This is a genomic window from Arthrobacter mangrovi (genome assembly GCF_026011795.1).
GTDB classification, from domain to species: domain Bacteria; phylum Actinomycetota; class Actinomycetes; order Actinomycetales; family Micrococcaceae; genus Crystallibacter; species Crystallibacter mangrovi.
The window spans coordinates 51264-70981 of sequence record NZ_BRVS01000013.1; the positions used below are offsets into that span (position 1 = coordinate 51264).

15 protein-coding genes are annotated in these 19718 nt (G+C 71.5%); 7 read left to right on the top strand and 8 right to left on the bottom strand.

Annotated elements, in window-relative coordinates:
• Positions 1 to 37: 37 nt before the first annotated feature.
• The 4 genes from AHIS1636_RS13150 to AHIS1636_RS13165 all read right to left on the bottom strand — a co-directional run bounded on the left by AHIS1636_RS13150 (position 38) and on the right by AHIS1636_RS13165 (position 4047).
• Positions 38 to 484, bottom strand: coding sequence for a universal stress protein (locus AHIS1636_RS13150; protein WP_264796287.1), 447 nt, complete (start codon positions 482 to 484; stop codon positions 38 to 40).
• Positions 481 to 2877 carry a phosphoenolpyruvate synthase gene (gene ppsA / locus AHIS1636_RS13155; protein WP_264796349.1) on the bottom strand — a complete coding sequence of 799 codons (2397 nt, stop codon included), beginning with the start codon at positions 2875 to 2877 and terminating at the stop codon, positions 481 to 483. Before ppsA ends, AHIS1636_RS13150 begins: the two co-directional genes overlap by 4 nt.
• Before the next feature lie 71 nt (positions 2878 to 2948).
• Positions 2949 to 3383 carry a four-helix bundle copper-binding protein gene (locus AHIS1636_RS13160; protein ID WP_264796288.1) on the bottom strand — a complete coding sequence of 145 codons (435 nt, stop codon included), beginning with the start codon at positions 3381 to 3383 and terminating at the stop codon, positions 2949 to 2951.
• A gap of 121 nt (positions 3384 to 3504) precedes the next feature.
• Entirely contained in the window at positions 3505 to 4047 is a 543-nt protein-coding gene (locus AHIS1636_RS13165) for an AMIN-like domain-containing (lipo)protein (protein WP_264796289.1), read from the bottom strand.
• 274 nt (positions 4048 to 4321) lie between these two features.
• On the opposite strand from AHIS1636_RS13165, the gene acsA reads away from it, so the two are divergent.
• From acsA to AHIS1636_RS13190, 5 genes are read left to right on the top strand one after another with little or no spacing between them, the layout of a single operon-like run.
• A complete protein-coding gene (gene acsA, locus AHIS1636_RS13170; protein WP_264796290.1) occupies positions 4322 to 6121 on the top strand; it encodes an acetate--CoA ligase in 1800 nt (599 codons plus the stop codon).
• Positions 6121 to 7140 carry a pyruvate dehydrogenase (acetyl-transferring) E1 component subunit alpha gene (gene pdhA / locus AHIS1636_RS13175; RefSeq protein ID WP_264796291.1) on the top strand — a complete coding sequence of 340 codons (1020 nt, stop codon included), beginning with the start codon at positions 6121 to 6123 and terminating at the stop codon, positions 7138 to 7140. Before acsA ends, pdhA begins: the two co-directional genes overlap by 1 nt.
• Positions 7137 to 8117, top strand: coding sequence for an alpha-ketoacid dehydrogenase subunit beta (locus AHIS1636_RS13180; protein WP_264796292.1), 981 nt, complete (start codon positions 7137 to 7139; stop codon positions 8115 to 8117). Before pdhA ends, AHIS1636_RS13180 begins: the two co-directional genes overlap by 4 nt.
• Complete coding sequence (locus AHIS1636_RS13185; RefSeq protein ID WP_264796293.1) at positions 8110 to 9591, top strand: dihydrolipoamide acetyltransferase family protein; 1482 nt, start codon at positions 8110 to 8112, stop codon at positions 9589 to 9591. The genes AHIS1636_RS13180 and AHIS1636_RS13185 overlap by 8 nt, the downstream gene beginning before the upstream one ends.
• A complete protein-coding gene (locus AHIS1636_RS13190; RefSeq protein ID WP_264796294.1) occupies positions 9588 to 9830 on the top strand; it encodes an acyl carrier protein in 243 nt (80 codons plus the stop codon). The genes AHIS1636_RS13185 and AHIS1636_RS13190 overlap by 4 nt, the downstream gene beginning before the upstream one ends.
• 12 nt (positions 9831 to 9842) lie before the next feature.
• Here the strand turns inward: AHIS1636_RS13190 and AHIS1636_RS13195 are convergent, their stop codons facing one another.
• On the bottom strand, positions 9843 to 10178 hold the full coding sequence (locus AHIS1636_RS13195; RefSeq protein WP_264796295.1) for a CU044_2847 family protein: 336 nt from the start codon (positions 10176 to 10178) through the stop codon (positions 9843 to 9845).
• 209 nt (positions 10179 to 10387) lie between these two features.
• Between AHIS1636_RS13195 and AHIS1636_RS13200 the strand changes: the two genes are divergently transcribed.
• Both AHIS1636_RS13200 and AHIS1636_RS13205 read left to right on the top strand, forming a co-directional pair.
• Positions 10388 to 11416, top strand: coding sequence for a zinc-dependent alcohol dehydrogenase family protein (locus tag AHIS1636_RS13200; protein WP_264796296.1), 1029 nt, complete (start codon positions 10388 to 10390; stop codon positions 11414 to 11416).
• The gene (locus AHIS1636_RS13205) at positions 11413 to 14691 is read left to right on the top strand and encodes an HAD-IA family hydrolase (RefSeq protein ID WP_264796297.1); all 3279 of its coding nucleotides are present in this window, start codon (positions 11413 to 11415) and stop codon (positions 14689 to 14691) included. The genes AHIS1636_RS13200 and AHIS1636_RS13205 overlap by 4 nt, the downstream gene beginning before the upstream one ends.
• Here AHIS1636_RS13205 and AHIS1636_RS13210 read toward each other — a convergent pair.
• The 3 genes from AHIS1636_RS13210 to AHIS1636_RS13220 are packed head-to-tail and all read right to left on the bottom strand — an operon-like array spanning position 14636 to position 19700.
• Entirely contained in the window at positions 14636 to 17233 is a 2598-nt protein-coding gene (locus tag AHIS1636_RS13210; protein ID WP_373875843.1) for a cation-translocating P-type ATPase, read from the bottom strand. The genes AHIS1636_RS13205 and AHIS1636_RS13210 overlap by 56 nt on opposite strands.
• Before the next feature lie 11 nt (positions 17234 to 17244).
• A complete protein-coding gene (locus AHIS1636_RS13215; protein WP_264796299.1) occupies positions 17245 to 19134 on the bottom strand; it encodes a heavy metal translocating P-type ATPase in 1890 nt (629 codons plus the stop codon).
• On the bottom strand, positions 19131 to 19700 hold the full coding sequence (locus AHIS1636_RS13220) for a flavodoxin domain-containing protein (protein WP_264796300.1): 570 nt from the start codon (positions 19698 to 19700) through the stop codon (positions 19131 to 19133). Before AHIS1636_RS13220 ends, AHIS1636_RS13215 begins: the two co-directional genes overlap by 4 nt.
• Positions 19701 to 19718: the final 18 nt, after the last annotated feature.

Here is a 19718-nt window from a genome sequence, read left to right on the forward strand (position 1 = left end):
GGAATCTGCAACCGTTTCGTTATCTTGCGGGACCGGGCTAGGCGACGTGCTCGATATGGGTGATCAGCACCGAGCAGTGCGCGTGGGCCGCCACCGCCGAGCTGACCGATCCGAGCAGCAGGCCGGCGAATCCCCCGTGCCCGCGGCAGCCGACGACCAGCAGTTCGGCATGCCGGCTGGCCTCGATGAGCAGGTGGGCTGGCTGGCCCTGCTGGACCGTCCGTGCCACGCCGGTGGGTTCCTCGGTGCCGAAGACATCGCGCACGCTGGCTTCCTGGAGCTGGCGTGCGTCGTCCGCGGGATCCCACTGGTAGACCGTGGTCGGCTCGACCATCAGGGGGAACTGCCAGGCTGTAAGGACTTCGATGTCGCAGCCGAGCAGGCCCGCGAAGCGCCGGGCTTCCCGCAGGGCGTGGTGCGAGTGCGGGGATCCGTCCACGCCCACGAGGACCAGCGGGCGGCGGGGGCCGTCGTCGTTATTCATGCGTTCCTCTCCCTGCGCTGCCGCTCCGCCTCGGCGATGCGGGGCACAGTGCGCACGAACGTGTCCGGGTTCAGCGAGATCGTGTCGATGCCCTCGTCCACGAGGAAGGCGGCGAAGTCCGCGTGGTTGCTGGGCCCCTGCCCGCAGATGCCGATCTTGATGCCGGCGGCGTGCGCGGCGCCGATGACCTGGGCGATCATCCGCTTGACCGCCTCGTCCCGCTCGTCGAACAGCGGCGCCAGCAGCTCGGAGTCGCGGTCCACGCCGAGCACCAGCTGGGTCAGGTCGTTGGAGCCGATGGAGAAGCCGTCGAAACGCGTGGCGAACTCCGCGGCGAGGACCACGTTGGAGGGGATCTCGCACATCATGTAGACCTGCAGGCCGTTCTCCCCGCGGACCAGTCCGTTGGCCGCCATCACCTCCAGCACCCGGTCCGCCTCCGCGGGCGTGCGGCAGAAGGGAATCATGACGACGACGTTGTCGAAGCCCAGCTCCTCGCGCACCCGCTTCAGCGCCCGGCATTCAAGCACGAAGCCCTCCCGGTAGCGCTCGTCGTAGTACCGCGAAGCGCCGCGGAAGCCCAGCATCGGGTTCTCCTCGGCCGGTTCGAAGGCGCTGCCGCCGAGCAGGTGGGCATACTCGTTGGTCTTGAAGTCGCTGAGCCGCACGATCACCGGGCGGGGAAAGTACGGGGCGGCCAGCTTGCCCAGGCTGGTGGCGAGCGTCTGCACGAAGTACTCGCCCGGGTCGGCGAAGCCGGCGGTGAGCTCGGCGATCCGTGCCGACTCCTGCGGGTCCGCGACGCGTTCCGGATGCACCAGGGCCATGGGGTGGATCCGGATGACATCGTTGATGATGAATTCCATCCGGGCCAGCCCCACGCCGGCCGCCGGGAGGCGCCACCAGCTGAAGGCGGCGGCCGGGCTCGCCACGTTGACCATGACGCCGGTGTCGGTCTGCGGCAGCCCGGCGAGGTCGATCTCCTCGGTCTCGAACTCCAGCGCGCCGGCGTAGACGTGGCCCTCGTCGCCCTCGGCGCAGGAAAGCGTGATCTGCTCCCCGTCGCCGATCGTCTCGGTCGCGTTGCCGGTGCCGACGACGGCGGGGACGCCGAGTTCCCGGCTCACGATCGCCGCGTGGCTGGTCGTGCCGCCGTGTTCGGTGATGATGCCTGCAGCCCGCTGCATTACCGGAACCCAGTCCGGGTCCGTCATCTCGGTGACCAGCACGGCGCCGTCGCGAAAGCGCTCGATGTCCGCCGCGCTGCGGATGACGCAGGCCTCGCCCACCGCGACGGAGTCTCCGATGGCGGCGCCCTTCGCCAGCAGGCGGCCCTCGCCGAGCAGGTGGTGGACGCTGAAGCGGCTGCCGCTGCGCCCGGCCTGCACCGTCTCCGGCCGCGCCTGGACCAGGAAGAGCTCGCCCGTGGTGCCGTCCTTGGCCCACTCCATGTCCATCGGCGTGCGGTAGTGGTCCTCGATGGCGACAGCCCAGCGCGCCAGCTGCAGGACCTCGCTGTCGGTGAGCACCAAGGCTTTGCGCTCCCGGTCGCTGGTGTCGACGAGCCGCGTGCGCACGCTCCCGCCGCGGCCGTACACCATCTTGCGTTCCTTCTCGCCGCGCGTGCGCTCGATGATCGGGGCGAAGCCGTCCCGGCCCAGCAGAGGCTTGTAGACCAGGTACTTGTCCGGGTTGATGCTGCCCTGAACCACCGTCTCGCCCAGTCCCCACGCCGCGCTGATCACCACCGCGTCCGGGAAGCCCGTCTCCGTGTCGAGCGTGAACATCACCCCTGAGGCACCGACGTCGGACCGCACCATCCGCTGCACGCCGACGGACAGGGCCACCTGCAGATCGTCGAAGCCCTTGATGGCCCGGTAGCTGATTGCGCGGTCCGTGAACAGCGAGGCAAAACAGCGCCGGCAGGCGTCCAGGAGCGCCTGGTCGCCGGCGACATTCAGGAACGTCTCCTGCTGGCCGGCGAAACTCGCGTCCGGCAGGTCTTCCGCGGTCGCACTGCTGCGCACCGCCACCGCCGCGGCGGAGGCAGTGCGGCCGGAACGCTCGGAGAGCTGCCGGTACGCCTGCAGGATGGCCGCGGCCAGGTGCGGCGGGAACTCCGCGGCCACGAACAGATTCCGCACCGCATGCCCGGCCTCGGACAGGCTAACGCCGCCGGACCGGTAGCGCTCCAGCCAGCCGCGCAGCTGCGGCTCCATCGTGTTGGCCCGCACGAATTCGCGGTAGCCCTGCGCCGTCACGGCGAACCCCTCCGGCACCCGGACTCCCGCTCCGGCCAGCGTGCGGACCATCTCGCCCAGCGACGCGTTCTTGCCGCCCACCAGCGGCACGTCGGCCATGCCCGTGTCTTCGAACCACACGATGTATGCCATGTCCGTCGGGACTTGCTGCTCCACGGTGTTCCTCCCCCTACGTTCCTTACACCCTTGCGTTCCTTACACGGCTACGGCCTGGTCAGGCGCAGTGAGTCCAGCAGTTCGGTGCAGGCCTGCTCGCAGCGAACGCAGGCCTGGAGGCAGAGCCGGCAATGCGGGAAGCCCAGATGCGGTTCGCACTGCTCCTGGCAGGCCCGGCAGGCGGACCTGCAGGCTTCGAGCAGCGCCCCCATGAAGGCCTTCCCGCTGTCTGTTCCGGGCGATCCCAGCCGCGGCAGGATCGAGACGGCCGCGAGGCACATGTCTGCACAGTTCTCCTGGGCACGCTGGCAGGTACGGACGTTCGCCGCCACTTGTTCGTCCAGCCACGCGTCCGCGCCGGAGCGGCAGGCCTGGGCGCAGTCGAAGCAGGCGTCGATGCACACGCCTCGGGCCAACCGGTGCTCGGGGGCGGTTTCCGGCGCCGTCGGATGCACGGCCAGCACGTGCTGGGTACTGCTCATCGCGCCTCCCTGTCAGCCGTGCGGGCAACGGGTCCTGCTCCCCCGGCAGGCGGCACCCACGGCGTAATGGTTGCAGGGTACCCCTCGACGCTGCGCGCCGCATCTGCCATTTGGGGCAGGCTTACCAGCGGTGGGCTACATCGATAACCAGCATGGTCTGGTTCTTTTCCGGACCCGGAAGGGTGAAGACCCGGAACGGCAGGCGGGCACGCACTCCCAGCCCAATGGTGGACTGGCCTTCGAAGCTTCCCGCCCAGGCGACCTGGCGGAAAGTATCGAAGGTCCGGACGTTGACAATATTGGACTTGTTGGGCGGGTTGTAGGTCGCCCGGCCCTTGCTGTCATACGCCGGCGCTTTCACGGTGATGCGCATGTCGTAGCCGCGCAGCCGCACCCGGTCTCCCTTGCCCTCGGTGTAGACAGCGCCGTAACGGACGTCATAGCCGGGCCGTTTGCCCTTGAGATCGACCACCAGCCGGTCGTAGCAGGGATGCCTGCCGGCACGGACGTTGGTGAGCAGCGGACTGTACTTCGACGACGATGCTTTGGCCTGGGATCCCCAGGTGATGCCGCAGTAAGCCGCAGCCGAGGCGGGCCCGGGAGCCACCAGCCCCAGACCGAGCACAAGCAGAACGGCGGCGAGCAGCGCATGCAGTTTCTTCATGGCGATGGATCTTTCAAAATCGCGGTTCACTAGTGCGATTGCAGAACGACTGGTCGCGATCGCTCGCCGGCACTACACCGACGGCTAACCAGCGGCTCTGCCGATCGAGCGCACTGTCCGTGAGTGCACCCATAACGCGAAGGAGGTTGCCCTGGCTCTCCTGGATTCCTTCATTATGGAACGGCAATGCTCCGCGGCGGAAGAGGAGGCATAGCCGTGTCCGCCGGGACCTTCGGCTCTGGCAGCGGGGCGCTGCCCCCGTTCCAATCGGAGTGTGGCCTCTGGCACCGGAAGGACCGTAGGCGACCGGACCATCACGAAGGACCTCGCATCGATGCCGGTCCGGCCCAACCTGCTCGACTACCGGAAGGCCTGCGTCGAATTCACCTGGGACGATGCCAGGGCTGCGCTGTCCGGCCTGCCCGGAGGCGGACTGAACATCGCCCACGAGGCCGTGGACCGGCATGCGGCCGGCCCGCTGGCGGGGCACGAAGCGCTGCGGTTCATCCGGGCCGACGGGTCCTCCACTTCGGTCACGTTTTCCGCCCTCGCCCTCGAGGCGGCCAGGTTTGCCGGGGTGCTGGAAGAACTCGGAGTCCGCCCGGGGGAACGCGTTTTCTCGCTGCTCGGACGCGTGCCGCCGCTGTACTCCGCGGTCCTGGGGACGCTAAAGCACGGCAGCGTCTTCTGTCCGTTGTTCTCCGCCTTCGGCCCGGAACCCGTACGGCAAAGGCTGTCGCTCGGCGGAGCCAGGGTCCTGGTCACCACCGCGTCCCTGTACCGGCGCAAGATTGCCGGGATCCGCACCGCCTTGCCGGAACTCCGGCACGTCCTCCTGGTGGATGCCGACGAGGCGCCCGGCCCGGACACGCTGGACCTGGGTGCCCTGATGCGGGAAGTGACGCCGGCGGCGGGGACCGCACTCACCGGTCCGGAGGACATGGCGCTGCTGCACTTCACCAGCGGTACAACCGGCACCCCCAAGGGAGCCATCCACGTCCACGATGCCGTCGCCGCGCACTATGCGACCGGCCGCTTCGCCCTGGACCTTCATCCGCAAGACATCTACTGGTGCACGGCCGACCCGGGTTGGGTCACCGGAACGTCCTACGGGATCGTCGCGCCGCTGGTGCATGGCGTGACCTCGATCGTGGACGAAGAGGAGATGGACGTGGACCGCTGGTACGGCATCCTCGCCGGCCAGCGGGTGACGGTCTGGTATACGGCGCCGACGGCGCTGCGCCTGCTCATGAAGGCCGGCACGGGGCACGCGGAGGGCCACGATCTATCCGCGCTGCGTTTCGTCGCGAGCGTGGGCGAACCCCTGAACCCAGAGGTGGTGGTGTGGGGCCAGGAAGCATTCGGCCTCCCGGTCCACGACAACTGGTGGCAGACCGAAACCGGCGGAATCATGATCGCCAACTTCCCGGCGCTGCCGATCCGCCCCGGCTCCATGGGCCTGCCCCTGCCCGGCGTCGAGGCGGCGCTCGTGAAGCGGGACGCGGCGGACCGCCCCGTGATCGAGGACGGCGAAGCGGTCCTCGTCTCCAGCCCCGGCGAGGTCGGCGAGCTCGCGCTGCGCCCGGGCTGGCCCTCGATGTTCCGGGGCTACCTCCACGAAGACGAACGCTACCGCCGCTGTTTCGCGGGCGGCTGGTACCTGACCGGCGACCTCGCCAAGCGGGACCCGGACGGCTACTACTGGTTCGTCGGCCGCGGCGACGACGTTATCAAGTCCTCTGGCCATCTCATCGGCCCCTTCGAAGTCGAAAGCTCGCTCATGGAACACCCGGCCGTCGCCCAGGCAGGGGTGGTCGGCGTGCCCGATCCGGTGGCGGGCGAAATGGTCAAGGCCTTCGTCGAACTCCGACCCGGCCATGAACCGGACGACGCACTGCGGCTGGAGATCATCGGCTTTGCGCGCAAGCGGCTGGGGCCTGCGGTGGCGCCGCGGCAACTTGACTTCACGCCTGCTCTGCCCCGCACCAGGAGCGGAAAGATCCTGCGCCGGCTGCTGAAGGCCAGGGAACTCGGGCTTCCCGAAGGCGACACCTCGACCGTGGAAGGACAATGATGGCTGGGTACCGCTCCAAAACCGGCACGGCAGGCGCCGCGGACCGATCCCCCGAAGCCGGCCGGCGGCGGGAGCTGCTCCGCGAGATGCTCCGGGTCCGGCGGCTCGAAGAGCGCTGCGTGGAACTCTACAGCGAAGCCAAGATCCGGGGCTTCCTCCACGTCTACATCGGCGAGGAAGCGGTAGCCGCCGGTGTCATGTCCGCCTTGGCTCCCGAGGACGCCGTGGTGGCGACCTACCGGGAGCATGGGCACGCGCTGCTGCGGGGGGTGCCTGCCGGGGCCATCCTGGCCGAAATGTACGGGAAGGTGGAGGGCTGCTGCCGGGGACGGGGCGGCTCCATGCACCTGTTCGACGCCGACACCCGTTTCTACGGCGGCAACGCCATCGTCGCGGGCGGCCTGCCGCTCGCGGTGGGGCTGGCGTTGGCGGACAAGCTCTCGGGCCGGTCCCGTGTGACCGCGTGCTTCTTCGGCGAAGGCGCCGCGGCCGAGGGCGAGTTCCACGAAAGCCTGAATCTCGCGGCGCTGTGGAACCTGCCCGTCCTGTTTTGCTGCGAGAACAACCTCTACGCGATGGGGACGGCGCTCGCCCGGTCGCAGTCCCAGACGGACCTTGCGCTGAAGGCGGCCAGCTACGAGATTCCGTCCTGGGCCGTGGACGGCATGGACGTCCTGGAAGTGGAAGGGGCGGCGAGGCGGGCGGCCGATGGCATCCGCGGTGGCAGCGGGCCCCACTTCCTGGAACTGCGCACCTACCGCTTCCGGGCGCATTCCATGTTCGATCCGGAGCGGTACCGGGACAAGGCCGAAGTCGCCCGGTGGACGGAACGGGATCCCCTGCTGCTGCTCCGGACGCTGCTCGAATCCTCGGGCCAGCTGGACGCCGCGGACTGGGAGGCCATGGAGCGCGAGGTCGATGCCGAGATGGCCGAAGCGGTGAGGTTCGCCGAGGCGGGCACCCCCGAACCCGCCGACCAGTTGCTGCGGTTCGTCTACAGCACCCCGGTGCAGCCATGAAGACCACCTACCGCGAGGCGATCCGGGCTGCCCTGCGGGAGGCCCTGATCAATGACGAGCGGGTCTTCCTCATGGGCGAGGACGTGGGTGCCTACGGCGGTTGCTTCGCGGTGAGCCTGGGCCTGTTCGAAGAATTCGGGCCGGAACGGATCCGCGACACCCCGTTGTCGGAATCCGCCTTCGTGGGCGCGGGGATCGGTGCGGCGCTGGGCGGGATGCGTCCGATCGTGGAAATCATGACCGTGAACTTCAGCCTGCTGGCGCTCGACCAGATCGTCAACAACGCCGCCACCCTGCTGCACATGTCCGGCGGCCAGTTCAATGTGCCGATCGTGATCCGCACGACCACGGGTGCCGGCCGCCAGCTGGGAGCGCAGCACTCGCACAGTCTGGAAGGCTGGTTCGCGCACATTCCGGGCCTGCGCATCCTGGCCCCGGCCACCTTGGAAGACGCGCGCGGGATGCTCCCCACGGCGCTGCAGGACCCCGATCCGGTCCTCATCTTCGAGCACGGTTCCCTCTACAACGCCGCAGGGGAACTGGACGACGACGCCGGTGCGGTGGAGATCGGGCATGCCGCGGTACGGCGGGCCGGGACCGACGTTTCGCTCATCACCTACGGCGGAACGCTGCCGGTCACGCTGGAGGCGGCCGCCACGCTGGCGGAGGAGGACATCGACGCCGAGGTGCTGGACCTGCGGACGCTGCGTCCCCTCGATGAGGCAGCGGTGCTGGCGACCGTCGCGAAGACGCACCGCGCCGTCGTCGTTGATGAAGGCTGGCGCAGCGGCAGCCTGTCCGCTGAGGTGAGCGCACGCATCACGGAGTCGGCGTTCTACGACCTCGATGCCCCCGTCCTCAGGGTCTGCAGCGCTGAAGTGCCCGTGCCCTATGCCAAGCAGCTGGAGCTGGAAGCCCTGCCTTCTGCCGCCCGGATCGCAATTGCCGCACGCCAGGTGGTGGGGGCGCGTGGGTGACTTCCGGATGCCGTCCCTGGGCGCCGACATGGAGCGCGGCAAGCTCATCGAGTGGCTGGTCAAGCCTGGAGACTACGTGCACCGCGGCGACCTTGTCGCCGTCGTCGACACGGACAAGACGGTGATGGACGTCGAAACCTTCGAAGAAGGAATCGTCGCCGAGCTCTTCACGGACATTGGGTCCACCGTCCCGGTGGGAACCGTGATGGCGCGGATAGTCCAGACGCCGGCGGAGACTTCCGCAGCCGCGCCCGGGCAGGGTCCGCCGCGCGCCGTCCCTCCGCCGGAAGGCACGACGGAGGCTGCCCCGCGGCCCCGCAGCTGGCCGCCGCCGATCCGGAACCTTGCGCAGCGGCTGGGCGTGGACCTGGCCTCGGTTGCGGGGACCGGACCGGCCGGCGCCGTCACCCGGGCGGACGTGGAACGCGCCGCGGCCGCCGCGGGTGCGGCTGCGGGTGCGGGTGGAGCCGTGCCTGCGGAGCAGGTTCCTGCGGCTGTGCCTCCGCCGGCGAAACCGGTGCCCGCGGTTGCTGCACAGGCGGAGCCGGTGCGCGGCAGGACGGTCAGGTCCTCGCCGCGGGCCCGGAAGATCGCCCGGGAACTCGGCATTGATCCCGCCGCCGTGCACGGCTCCGGGCCCGAGGGCGCTGTTACCGAATCGGATGTCCGGGCGGCAGCAGCCCGCGCCGGCGCGGCTGCCGGCCCGGAGCAGGCGGCACCGCCCGGTCCCGAGCAGGCGGCGCCGGCCACACCCCTTCCGCCGCCTGGCCCGCCGGCCGAGGCAGCCGAGGCTGGCGGGGCCGCCGATCGCAGAGGCAGCCTGCGCCGCGCGGTCGGCAAGCTGATGTCGCGTTCCAAGAAGGACATCCCGCACTACTACCTCAGCAGCACCGTTGACCTGCACGCGGCGCTGACCTGGATGGAGGCGGCCAATGCCCGCGTCCCGGTGGCGTCGCGGCTGGTGCCCGCGGCGCTGCTGCTCAAGGCGACGGCCTTGGCCGCCCTGGAGGTCCCGGAGGTCAACGGCCATTATGCAGACGGCCGCCACCGGCCAAGCAGCGCGGTCCATCTGGGGGTTGCCGTGTCGCTCCGAGAAGGCGGCATCATCGCCCCGGCCATCCGCGACGCCGACAGCCTGGCCCTGGCCGACCTGATGGCGAGCCTGCGCGACGTCGTGGGCCGCGCCCGGTCCGGCAGGCTGCAGCGGGCGGAGATGGCCGATCCGACCCTCACCGTCACGAACCTCGGCGACCTCGGCGTCGATGCCGTCTTCGGCGTCATCTATCCTCCACAGGTAGCCATGGTCGGCTTCGGCCGCATCGCGGAGCAGGCATGGGCCCACGAGGGCATGCTGGCGGCCCGGCGCTGCGTCACGGCCACGCTCTCGGCGGACCACCGCGTCAGCGACGGGCTGCGGGGCGGCCGCTTCCTGGCGAGGATTGGCGAACTGCTGCAGAAACCGGAGGAGTTGTGAACCGAACGAAAGCCGCGGAGACGGCGTGGGCGGCGCTGCACCAGGTGGCGCCGGACCTCGAGCCGGACCTCACCGAGGGCGGCGCCCGGCTGCGCCAGGACCTGGAACTGGACTCATTGGACTTCCTCGCCCTGGTGGAGACGCTCTCCCGCGATGCCGGAGTGGAGATTCCGGAGAGCGACTACGCGCAGGTCGCCACCGTGGACGGGCTGGTCGGCTATCTCGAGACCCACGGCTGAGGCCGCCGGCTCCTACTCCTCTTCGCCTTCCGCCATGGCGGGACCGCCGGACCAGGACATCCGGACGACGAAGTGCGCGTCGCCGCAGTTCCTCGCGATGATGGCCCCCGCGTCGCCCGCCAGCTTGATCCCGAAGGTGATTTCGACCTCCTCGGGCGCCAGCTCGGCGAGGGCGTCCACCGCGGCGCTGGCGGCCGGGCGGACCGCGGCGAGGGCCTCCTCCAGCCGGCGGCCCGCGTCCAGGATGCCCTGCTCGTTGCGCGCGGGACGGTCCACGCCGTAGCTGTCCTCGTCGACCTCCACCAGCACCGTGCCGGAGCCGACTTCATACCTCAGCACCTCAGTCATTGCCTTCTCCTTGTCCGCGCCACCGGCAGGCCCCTCCCCAGCCCGTGCTGGCTCAAGTATCCGCCGGACGGACGCGCGAGGGGATGACCCATTTGGGGGGGCCCGGCCGCACCATCGAGTCCGTCCCGACAGTGACGCCCGACTCTGCCCAAAGCGGGCCGGTGCGGGGATACTGGAGGAATTCCCATCGTCGAGGGAGCCGAGGGGTCATGAAGGCCTGGTGGATCGACCATACTGCCCCGCTGACGGGCCCGGTCCGCGACGGGCCGCTGCGCTTCGGCCACCTTCCCGACCCGGTGCCTGGGGCCGGCGAACTGCTGGTGCAGGTGCGGGTGTGCGGGGTCTGCCGCACGGACCTGCACCTGGCCGAAGGCGACCTGGCGCCGCACCGCCGGCACGCCGTGCCCGGGCATGAGGTGGTCGGCACGGTGCTGGAGGCCGGTGCGGGCTGCACGCGGTTCCGGACCGGCGAGCGCGTTGGCATCGCGTGGCTGCGCAGCACCTGCGGCACCTGCCGGTTCTGCCGGCGGGGCGCGGAGAACCTCTGCCTGGCGCCGCGGTTCACCGGCTGGGACGACGACGGCGGGTACGCGGAGCGTGCGACCGTCCCGGAGGATTTCGCGTACCGGATTCCGGACGAGTTCACCGACGAACAGGCCGCTCCCCTGCTCTGCGCCGGCATCATCGGCTACCGCGCCCTGCGCCGTTCTGCGCTGCGTGCGGGCGGCAGGCTGGGCATCTACGGTTTCGGCGCCTCCGCGCACCTGGCTGCACAGGTGGCAATGTACGAGGGTGCCGAGGTCTACGTGATGACCCGGTCCGGCGAAGCCCGCGAACTGGCCGCACGGCTGGGCGCAGCCTTCGTCGGCGGCGCCGAGGACGAACCGCCCGACCTGCTGGATGCCGCGATCCTCTTCGCCCCGGCGGGCAACCTGGTGCCGGCTGCGCTGCGTGCGCTGGACCGCGGCGGAACCCTGGCCGTTGCGGGCATCTACCTCAGCACCATTCCGCCGCTGGACTACGCCGCCGACCTCTTCCAGGAACGCCAGCTGCGCAGCGTGACCGCCAACACCCGGCGGGACGGCGAGGAACTGCTGGAGCTGGCCGCCCGGATTCCGCTCCGCCCGACCACGGTCAGCTATCCGCTGGAACAGGCGGGGCAGGCCCTGCGGGACCTGGCCGCAGACCGGGTCACCGGCGCAGCCGTCCTCCGGGTCTCCGCCGGCCGGGCCCCGTGAACACGCCGGGGCTGCCCGACGGGATGATGCTGCCCGCCGGCCGGCACGGCGGCTCGCCCACCGCCGCGGGCACCCTTTCCCCGTTCTCCGCCGTCATCCTCGACCTGGACGGCGTCGTCACGGACACCGCCAGCGTGCACCGGGCCGCGTGGAAGGAACTCTTCGAGCGGGTCTTCGCGGACGCCAGGATGCCCCCTGCCGCCCGGAGCCGGTCCTATACCGACGACGATTACTTCCGGTACCTTGACGGCCGCACCCGGCTGGAGGGCATCGCCGCCCTGCTCGCCTCGCGGCACGCCGAGCTGCCGGAGGGCGACCCTGCCGATCCGCCGGAAGCCTGGACCCTGAACGGCCTGGGGAATGCGAAAAACCTGCTCTTCCGCGATTGGCTGCGGCAGCACGGGGTCAAGACCTTCCCCGGAACGGTGGACTTCGTGGACCGGCTGCGGGCCGGACGTGTCCCGGTGGGCCTGGTCACCGCCAGCCGCAATGCCGTCCCGGTGCTCACCGCCGCCGGGCTCGAGGACGCGTTCGACGCCGTCGTCGACGGTTACGCCGCCGCGCAGCAGCACCTGGCCGGCAAGCCGGACCCGGCGATGTTCCTGGAGGCCGCACGCCGGCTGCACGTGCCGCCGCAGCGCATCGCGGTCCTGGAGGACTCCGCGGCGGGCATCGCCGCGGCGCGGGCCGGCGGCTTCGGCCTGGCCGTCGGGATCGACCGCACCGGCCGGCGCCGCGACCTGGAGCGGGCCGGCGCCCAGCAGGTGCTCGAGGACGTCGCCGAGTTCGACATCGGCCTGGTCCTCGCCGACCCGTGGCACCTGGTCTACGACGGCTTCGATCCCCAGCACGAGGGCCACCGGGAAGCACTCACCGCGCTGGGCAACGGCTACCTGGCCACGCGCGGCGCGGCGCCGGAACGCGCGGCCGACGGTGTCCATTACCCGGGCACGTACCTCGCCGGCGTCTACAACAGCCTGCCCTACCTCGTGGACGGCGTGTGGACCGTCGGCGAACACATGGTCAACGCGCCCAACTGGCTGCCCTTCGACCTCCGGCTGGGCGGCACGTGGTGGTCGGACGGCGCCCTGGCGATGCTCCGCGAGCGCCGCGACCTCGACCTGAAGCGTGCCCTGCTGGTCCGCCACGTGCTGCTGCGGGACGAGGCCGGCCGGCGGCTGGACGTGAGGCAGCGGCGCATCGTGTCCCTGGCGCGGCCCCACCTGGCTCTGCTGGAGACGACGCTGACGGCCCGCGGCTGGAGCGGAATGGTGGAGCTGCGCACCGGGATCGACGGCGAGGTTGTGAACCGGAATGTGCCGGAGGACGCCGCGCTGGGCAACCGCCACCTGCGCTGGCTGCCGGAGGAGCCGGCCGGGCCGCGGGATCCGGAGGACCTGGAGACGCTGGAGGTCGAAACCAACCACAGCCGTATCCGGATCGCGACCGCCGTGCGCACCGGATTCGGCTGGCCGGACACCGCCGGCAATCGGCCGCCGGTCCTCCCGGCGCCGGCTCCGTCCCCGGAGGAGCAGGACCGGTCCGCCGGCACCGAGGGTCCGTGGCGGCACGCCTGGACCGTGCACCTGTCCGACGGCATTTCGCTCAGTGTCTGCCGCACCGCCGCCGTGGTGACGTCCCGGGATGCCGCGATCGCCTCGCCGCTCGACGGCGCCAAGGCGGCGCTGGCGCGCACGCCGGCGGGCTTCGCCGAGCCTTTCGCCGAGCACGAGGCGGCGTGGCGGCGGCTGCTGCGGTTGTTCACCATCGACCTGCATGCCGACCCGCAGACCCAGCTGATCCTGAACCTGCATGTCTTCCACCTGCTGCAGACGCTCACCCCGCACACGGCCGGGCTGGACGCGGGGGTGCCGGCGCGCGGGCTGCACGGCGAGGGCTACCGCGGCCACATTTTCTGGGACGACCTGTTCGTCCTGCCGCTACTCACCTCGCGGCTGCCGGCGGTGAGCCGCTCGGTGCTGGACTACCGCTGGCGCCGCCTCGACGCGGCGCGGGATGCGGCGCGCGCGGCCGGGCTGCCGGGCGCCATGTTCCCGTGGCGCAGCGGCAGCGACGGCACGGAGCAGACTCCGTCGTCGTTGTTCAACCGCTACAGCGGACGGTGGATGGCGGACAACTCCCGGCTGCAGCGCCACGGCGGCCTGGCGGTGGCGTACAACGCGTGGCAGTATTTCGAGGCCACCCAGGACCGGGACTGGCTGCTGCTGCACGGGGCGGAGATCATCGTGGAAGTTGCGCGGCTGTTCTCCGCTATGGCCACCAGCGACGACGGCGGCCGGTACCACCTGCGCGGCGTCATGGGGCCGGACGAGTACCATGACGGCTACCCGGGGACGCCCGGCAGCGGGCTGGACGACAACGCCTACACCAACGTGATGGCCGCCTGGATCTGCACCCGGGTAGCCCGGATCATGCGCCTGCTGCAGGGCCGCGACGGCCGCGACCTGCGGGAACGCCTCGGCATCGGCACGGCGGAGCTGGACCGCTGGCGGCAGCTGTCGCGGCGGCTCTACGTCCCCTTCCACGACGGGATCATCAGCCAGTTCGAAGGGTACGGCGACCTGCGGGAACTCGACTGGGCCGGGCTGCGGCGCCGCTACGGCAAGATCGAGCGGCTGGACCTGATCCTCGCCGCCGAAGGCGATTCGCCCAACCACTACCGGCTGTCCAAGCAGGCCGACGTGCTGATGCTCTTCTACGTCCTTGGCGAGGACCAGCTGCGCCGGCTGCTGCAGCGGCTGGGCTACCCGGTCACGCAGGCCCAGCTGGACCGCACCGTCGACTTCTACCTGGCCCGGACCGTGCACGGTTCCACGCTGAGCCGGGTGGCGCATGCCTCGGTGCTGGCCGCATCCGATCCGGAGCGGGCCTGGTCGACCTTCCGCGAGGCACTGGATGCGGACCTGGACGACACGCAGGGCGGCACCACCCGCACCGGCATCCACCTTGGCGCGATGGCCGGCTCCGTCGACGTCATCCAGCGCAGCTTCGCAGGGCTGCGGCTGGCCGGCGACGAACTGGTGTTCGCCCCGCGGCTGCCGGCCGAACTGGAGCAGGTGTCCTTCCGGCTGCGCTACCGGGACAACCTCCTGGACATCGCGCTCGACCACGCGGTGCTGCAGGTCTCCGCCGCCCGGGGCTCCGCGCCGCCGGTGCGGGTCCGCGTCGGCGCCAGGACGGCCGTCCTGGCGCCCGGCGCTACCGTGGCCCTGCCGCTGCCTGCCGCCCGGCCGCCGCGGACCGGCGGTGCCTGACCGACTTGTACGCGTAGTCCGCGGCGAGCAGGCCGGGGATGGCGAGCAGCGCCACCAGCAGGCCGGGCAGGGTCGGCGGAGCCTGGCCGAGCATCCGCGCGATCGGCTCCACGAACAGGAAGGCGGCCAGCGCGAGCAGTTCGGCCCCGACCGCCCAGAGCAGCAGCGGATTGCTGCGCCAGCCGAGCTGCCACGGCGGGACCGTTTCGCTGCGGCAGGCGAAGGCATTGGCGAGCTGGGCCAGCACCACCACGGTGAACGCGGTCCCCGAGGCCGCGGCAAGCACTTCCGGGCCGGGCAGCCCGCCGCCCGGCCGCCAGCCCGCGAGCCAGAGGAGCATGGTGAAGCCCGCCATCTCGAAGAGCGCCTCGACCGGCCCGAGCACGCCGAAGACCCGGCGCATCAGCGCCCCGTCCATCAGGTGGCGCCGTTCCGGGGGCCGGTTCAGCACGCGCTTGCCCGGAGGTTCGCTGCCCAGCGCGAGCGCCGGCAGCAGGTCGGTGCCGATGTCGAGGAACAGGATCTGCAGCACGCCCAGCGCCAGCGGGAAGCTGCCGCCGGAGAGGGCCCAGATGACGAACGGCGTCAGCTCGGCGACGTTGTCCGTCAGGTGGTAGGTCAGGAAACGCCGGATGTTGGCGTAGGTGGCGCGGCCCTGTTCGACGGCGGTGATGATCGTGGCGAAGTCGTCGTCCAGCAGCACCAGGTCCGCCGCTTCGCGGGCGACGTCCGTGCCGCTGGCCCCCATGGCGACCCCGATGTCCGCCTCCTGGAGCGCCGGACCGTCGTTGACGCCGTCGCCGGTCATCGCCAGCACGTGTCCGCGCTGCTGCAGGCACCGGGCCACCCGCAGCTTCTGCTCCGGCGAGACCCGGCTGACCACCACGCCGTCACGGTCCAGCAGGGCGCCGAGCACCTGGTCGTCCGCCGGCAGCCCGTGCCCCTCCAGGACCAGGCCGCCGGGTTCCTGCAGCCCGATTTCGCGCGCGATCGCCGCGGCGGTGGCGGGATGGTCGCCGGTGACCATGGCCACCTTGATCCCGGCGCCGCGGGCCTTCGCCAGCGCCTCGGGCACCGAGGGCCGCGGCGGGTCGTGCAGCCCGACCAGGCCCAGCAGCTCGAGCCGTGCCTCCGCCTCCTCCGGCCGCTCCGGGACGGCGCCGGGCGGGAGGCCGCGCCGGGCGACCGCGAGCACCCGCAGGCCGCGCGCCGCCAGGTCGGCCAGCGCCCGGTGGGCGTCCTCAATCCCTGCCTCGTCCGTGCCGTCCGCGCACAGCGGGAGGACTCCTTCCGGAGCGCCCTTGAGCAGCAGCTCGCCGTCGACCACCACGGACTCCCGGCGGCGGACGGCGTCGAACGCCCAGCGGACCGAGACCCGTTCCTCGACCGGCGCCGCCCCGCCGGACATCCGGTGCGCGAGCGCGTCCAGGGCCGCCTCCATCGGGTCGCCCTCGGCGGCCCAGCCCTGTTCCCGCTGCACGATCCGGCCGCGGGAGGCCGCCCGGGCCGCCCGGGCCAGCCGCCGGCCCGCCGCGACGGCCGCCGGACTGCCGTCCAGTTCGGCCATCGGCTCGTACCCGGTCCCCTCCACTGCAACGCTGCCTTGGGGAGTCCAGAGTTCGACGGCGCTCATTCGGTTCTGCGTCAGCGTCCCGGTCTTGTCGGTGCAGATGAAGGTCGTGGAGCCCAGGGTCTCCACTGCCTGCAGATGCCGCACCAGCGCGTTCCGCCCGGCCATCCGCTGTGCGCCCATGGCGAGGGACAGGGTGACGGTCGGCAGCAGGCCCTCGGGAATCAGCGCCACCGACACCCCGATCGCGAACAGGAACGCGTCCCGCCAGGACGTCCCGGTCAGCAGCGACACCAGGAAGAACAGGCCGCCGAGGGCCAGCGCCACCAGCGCGATGACCCGCACGATGCGCCGCAGCTCCCGGTTGAGCGGACTCGGCGGCGGCTTGGTCTGCGTGGTCAGCGCCGCGATGTCCGCCAGCCGCGTGCGGCCGCCGGTCGCGATGACCAGGGCCTCGGCGTCCCCGTTGGCCAGGAAGGTTCCGCCGAAGCCGGTATCTTCCGGCCCCTTGGCCACCGGCTCGCTCTCGCCGGACAGCATGGACTCGTCCACGGTGCAGCTGTTCGTCCGGACAAAGCGCACGTCCGCCGGGACCCGGTCCCCCGCCGCCAGCAGCACCGCGTCCCCGGCCACCAGCTCAGAGACGTGGATCTTCACCGGCCTGCCGTCCCGCACCGCCAGCACCTGGCTCGGCAGCAGGGCCCGCAGCGTGGCCGCGGCATGTTCGGCGCGCGCCTCCTGCGCGTACGAGAACAGGCCGTTGACTACCACTACGACCAGCACCGCCACGCCCAGCTCCGGCATTCCGGCCACGAACGCCAGCGCCGCCGCCACCCAAAGCATCAGCGCGAAGAAGTGCGTGAACTCGGCCGCCACCCGGCGCCAGCGCGGCACGGGCCGCACCCGCGGCAGCAGGTTGGGCCCCTGCCGGACGAGCTGCTCCCGGGCCTGGTCGGTGCTCAGGCCGAGCATGGCATCCATGGCTATGGGACGGAATCCGAATACCGCGGTTCCCGCGCCGCCGGAACCGCGGCCGCCGCCGTCGTACGCCCCGGCCCCAGCGCCCGCAGCGCGTTGAGGATGGTGGCCAGGTCCACCAGTTCCTGGAACAGCGCCCCGGCCACCGCCGGCACGAAGCCCAGCGCCGCGAGGACCATCAGCCCGATGCTCAGCGCGATCCCGATCCAGATGCTCTCCAACGCCACCTTGACGCTGCGGCGGCCGATCTCCACCGCCCGCGGCACCTTGGACAGGTCGTCGAGCATGATCACCACGTCGGCGGACTCGCTCGCCGCGGTCGACCCCTTGGCGCCCATTGCCACGCCGACGTCGGCGGCCGCCAGCACCGGTGCATCATTGACGCCGTCGCCGACCATCATGACCGGCCGGTGCGGCAGCGAGCGCACCGTCTCCACCTTGTCGGCCGGCAGGCACTCAGCCTGGACCCGGGTCAGCCCCACCTCCGCGGCGATGTGCCCCGCCGTCTCGCGGGCGTCGCCGGTGAGCATCAGGGTCTCTTCCACCCCGAGCGCCCGCAGCTGCCCCAGCACCGACGCGGCGTTCGGGCGCACGGCGTCGCTCATCACGAGCGTCCCGGCGAAGTCCCCGTCGACGGCCACGTACACGGCCATCTCGCCGCTGGCCAGCGGAGTCCGCTCCACGCCGCGCGACCGGTTGGCGACGAAGGCAGGCTTGCCGACGACGACGGCGTGCCCGCCGATCTGCGCTGCGACGCCGTGGGTGGCAGCCTCCTCCGCCTCGGCGGCCGCCTGCAGCTCCAGGCCTCGGTCCGCCGCGGCCTCCATCACGGACGCGGCCAGCACATGGGAGGAGTACTGCTCGGCGGATGCGGCCAGCCGCAGCAGCCCGTCCGGCCCCAGCCGCGCGCCCGCGGCACCGGCCGGGCGGATCTCCAGGAGCACCGGGCGGCCCCCGGTCAGCGTGCCGGTCTTGTCGAACGCGGCCACCTTGACCCGGCTCAGCTTCTCCAGGGTGCCACCGTTCTTGATGATGATCCCGGACTTCGCCGCGCGCCCCATTCCGCCCACGAAGGCCACCGGCGCCGCAATCAGCAGCGGACACGGCGTCGCCACCACCAGCACCTCCGCGAACCGTGCCGGGTCGCCGCTGAACAGCCATGCCGCCCCGGCCAGCAGGAAAGCGAAGGCGGTGAACGGCACCGCGTACCGGTCGGCAAGCCTGACCACCGGCGCCCTGCTGGCGGAGGCCTCCCGGACCAGTGCCACGATCCGGCTGTACTGCGAGTCCTCTGCGGCGGCCGTGGCACGGATCCGCACCGCCGCCTGCCCGTTGAGCGCACCGCTCATCACATCCTGCCCGGCCGTGCGTTCCACCGGCAGGCTCTCTCCGGTCAGCGCCGACTCGTCGAAGGAACCGAAGCCGGACAGCAGGGTCCCGTCCACCGGCACCACCTCCGCCGGGCGCACCAGCAGCACGTCGTCTGGGCGGACCTCGTCAACGCTGATCTCCTCGGGCGGCTCGCCCGCCCGTTCGCGGTGCGCCGTCATCGGCGCCCGCTCCAGCAGCGCGCTCAGCTCGCGCTGCGCACGACCCTGGGCGAAGTCCTCGAGCGCGCGCCCGCCGGAGAGCATCAGCACAATGATCAGCGACGCAATGTATTCGCCGACGACGACGGTGCTCACCACCGCCGTCACGGCCAGCAGGTCGATGCCCCAGTGGCCCCGAAGCAGCTGGCGGACCATGTCCCAGGCCAGCCGCGCGGCCACCAGCAGGGAGTAGAGGCTGGCCGTCCACTGTGCCGCTTCCGGATAGCCGAACAGCAGCAGCCCGGCCACCACCGCGGCACAAAGCAACGTGGCCGCCACCAGCGGGTAGCGGCCGATCAGCGTCAAGGGTCCTCCCTCCCGTTGCCCCCGGCCTGTCCCTGGCCGGGAAGCGTGCCCGCGGCCGCAGCCAGCTCCTGCGAGATCCCGTCCGCCCAGGACTCGATCGCGGCCCAGTCCCGGAAGTCCCCGAAGCGCCCGCCGATCAGCTTGAACATGGCATGCGCCGTGCCCTTCAGCTGGCCCTCGCGGTAGACCCCGGAGAAGAGCCGGTGCCCCTGCGCCTGCAGGACGTCGGCCCCGAGCAGCCCCAGGATCCGCTTCTCCTGCAGTTGCTTCCCCTTCGCCCGCAGCAGTTTGGGCAACCCGTCGGACATCCCCACGCTGAACAACCACAGGGGAAGGGCCGACAGCGCCGACACATGCCGCGAAACGAAGTCGGCGGCCTCCGGCAGCCACGCCTGGTTGTGCACCGCGCTCCCCAGCACCACGGCGTCGTACCCGGAAACCTCCGGCCCGCCCCCCATCTCCGCCACGTCAACGTCCCGACCCGCTCCCCGCAGCCGGCCGGCCACCCGCTCGGCGATCTCCGCCGTCGACCCGTTCCTGCTGGCAAAAGCCACCAATATCCGCATGAAGCGCCTCCTAAAGCA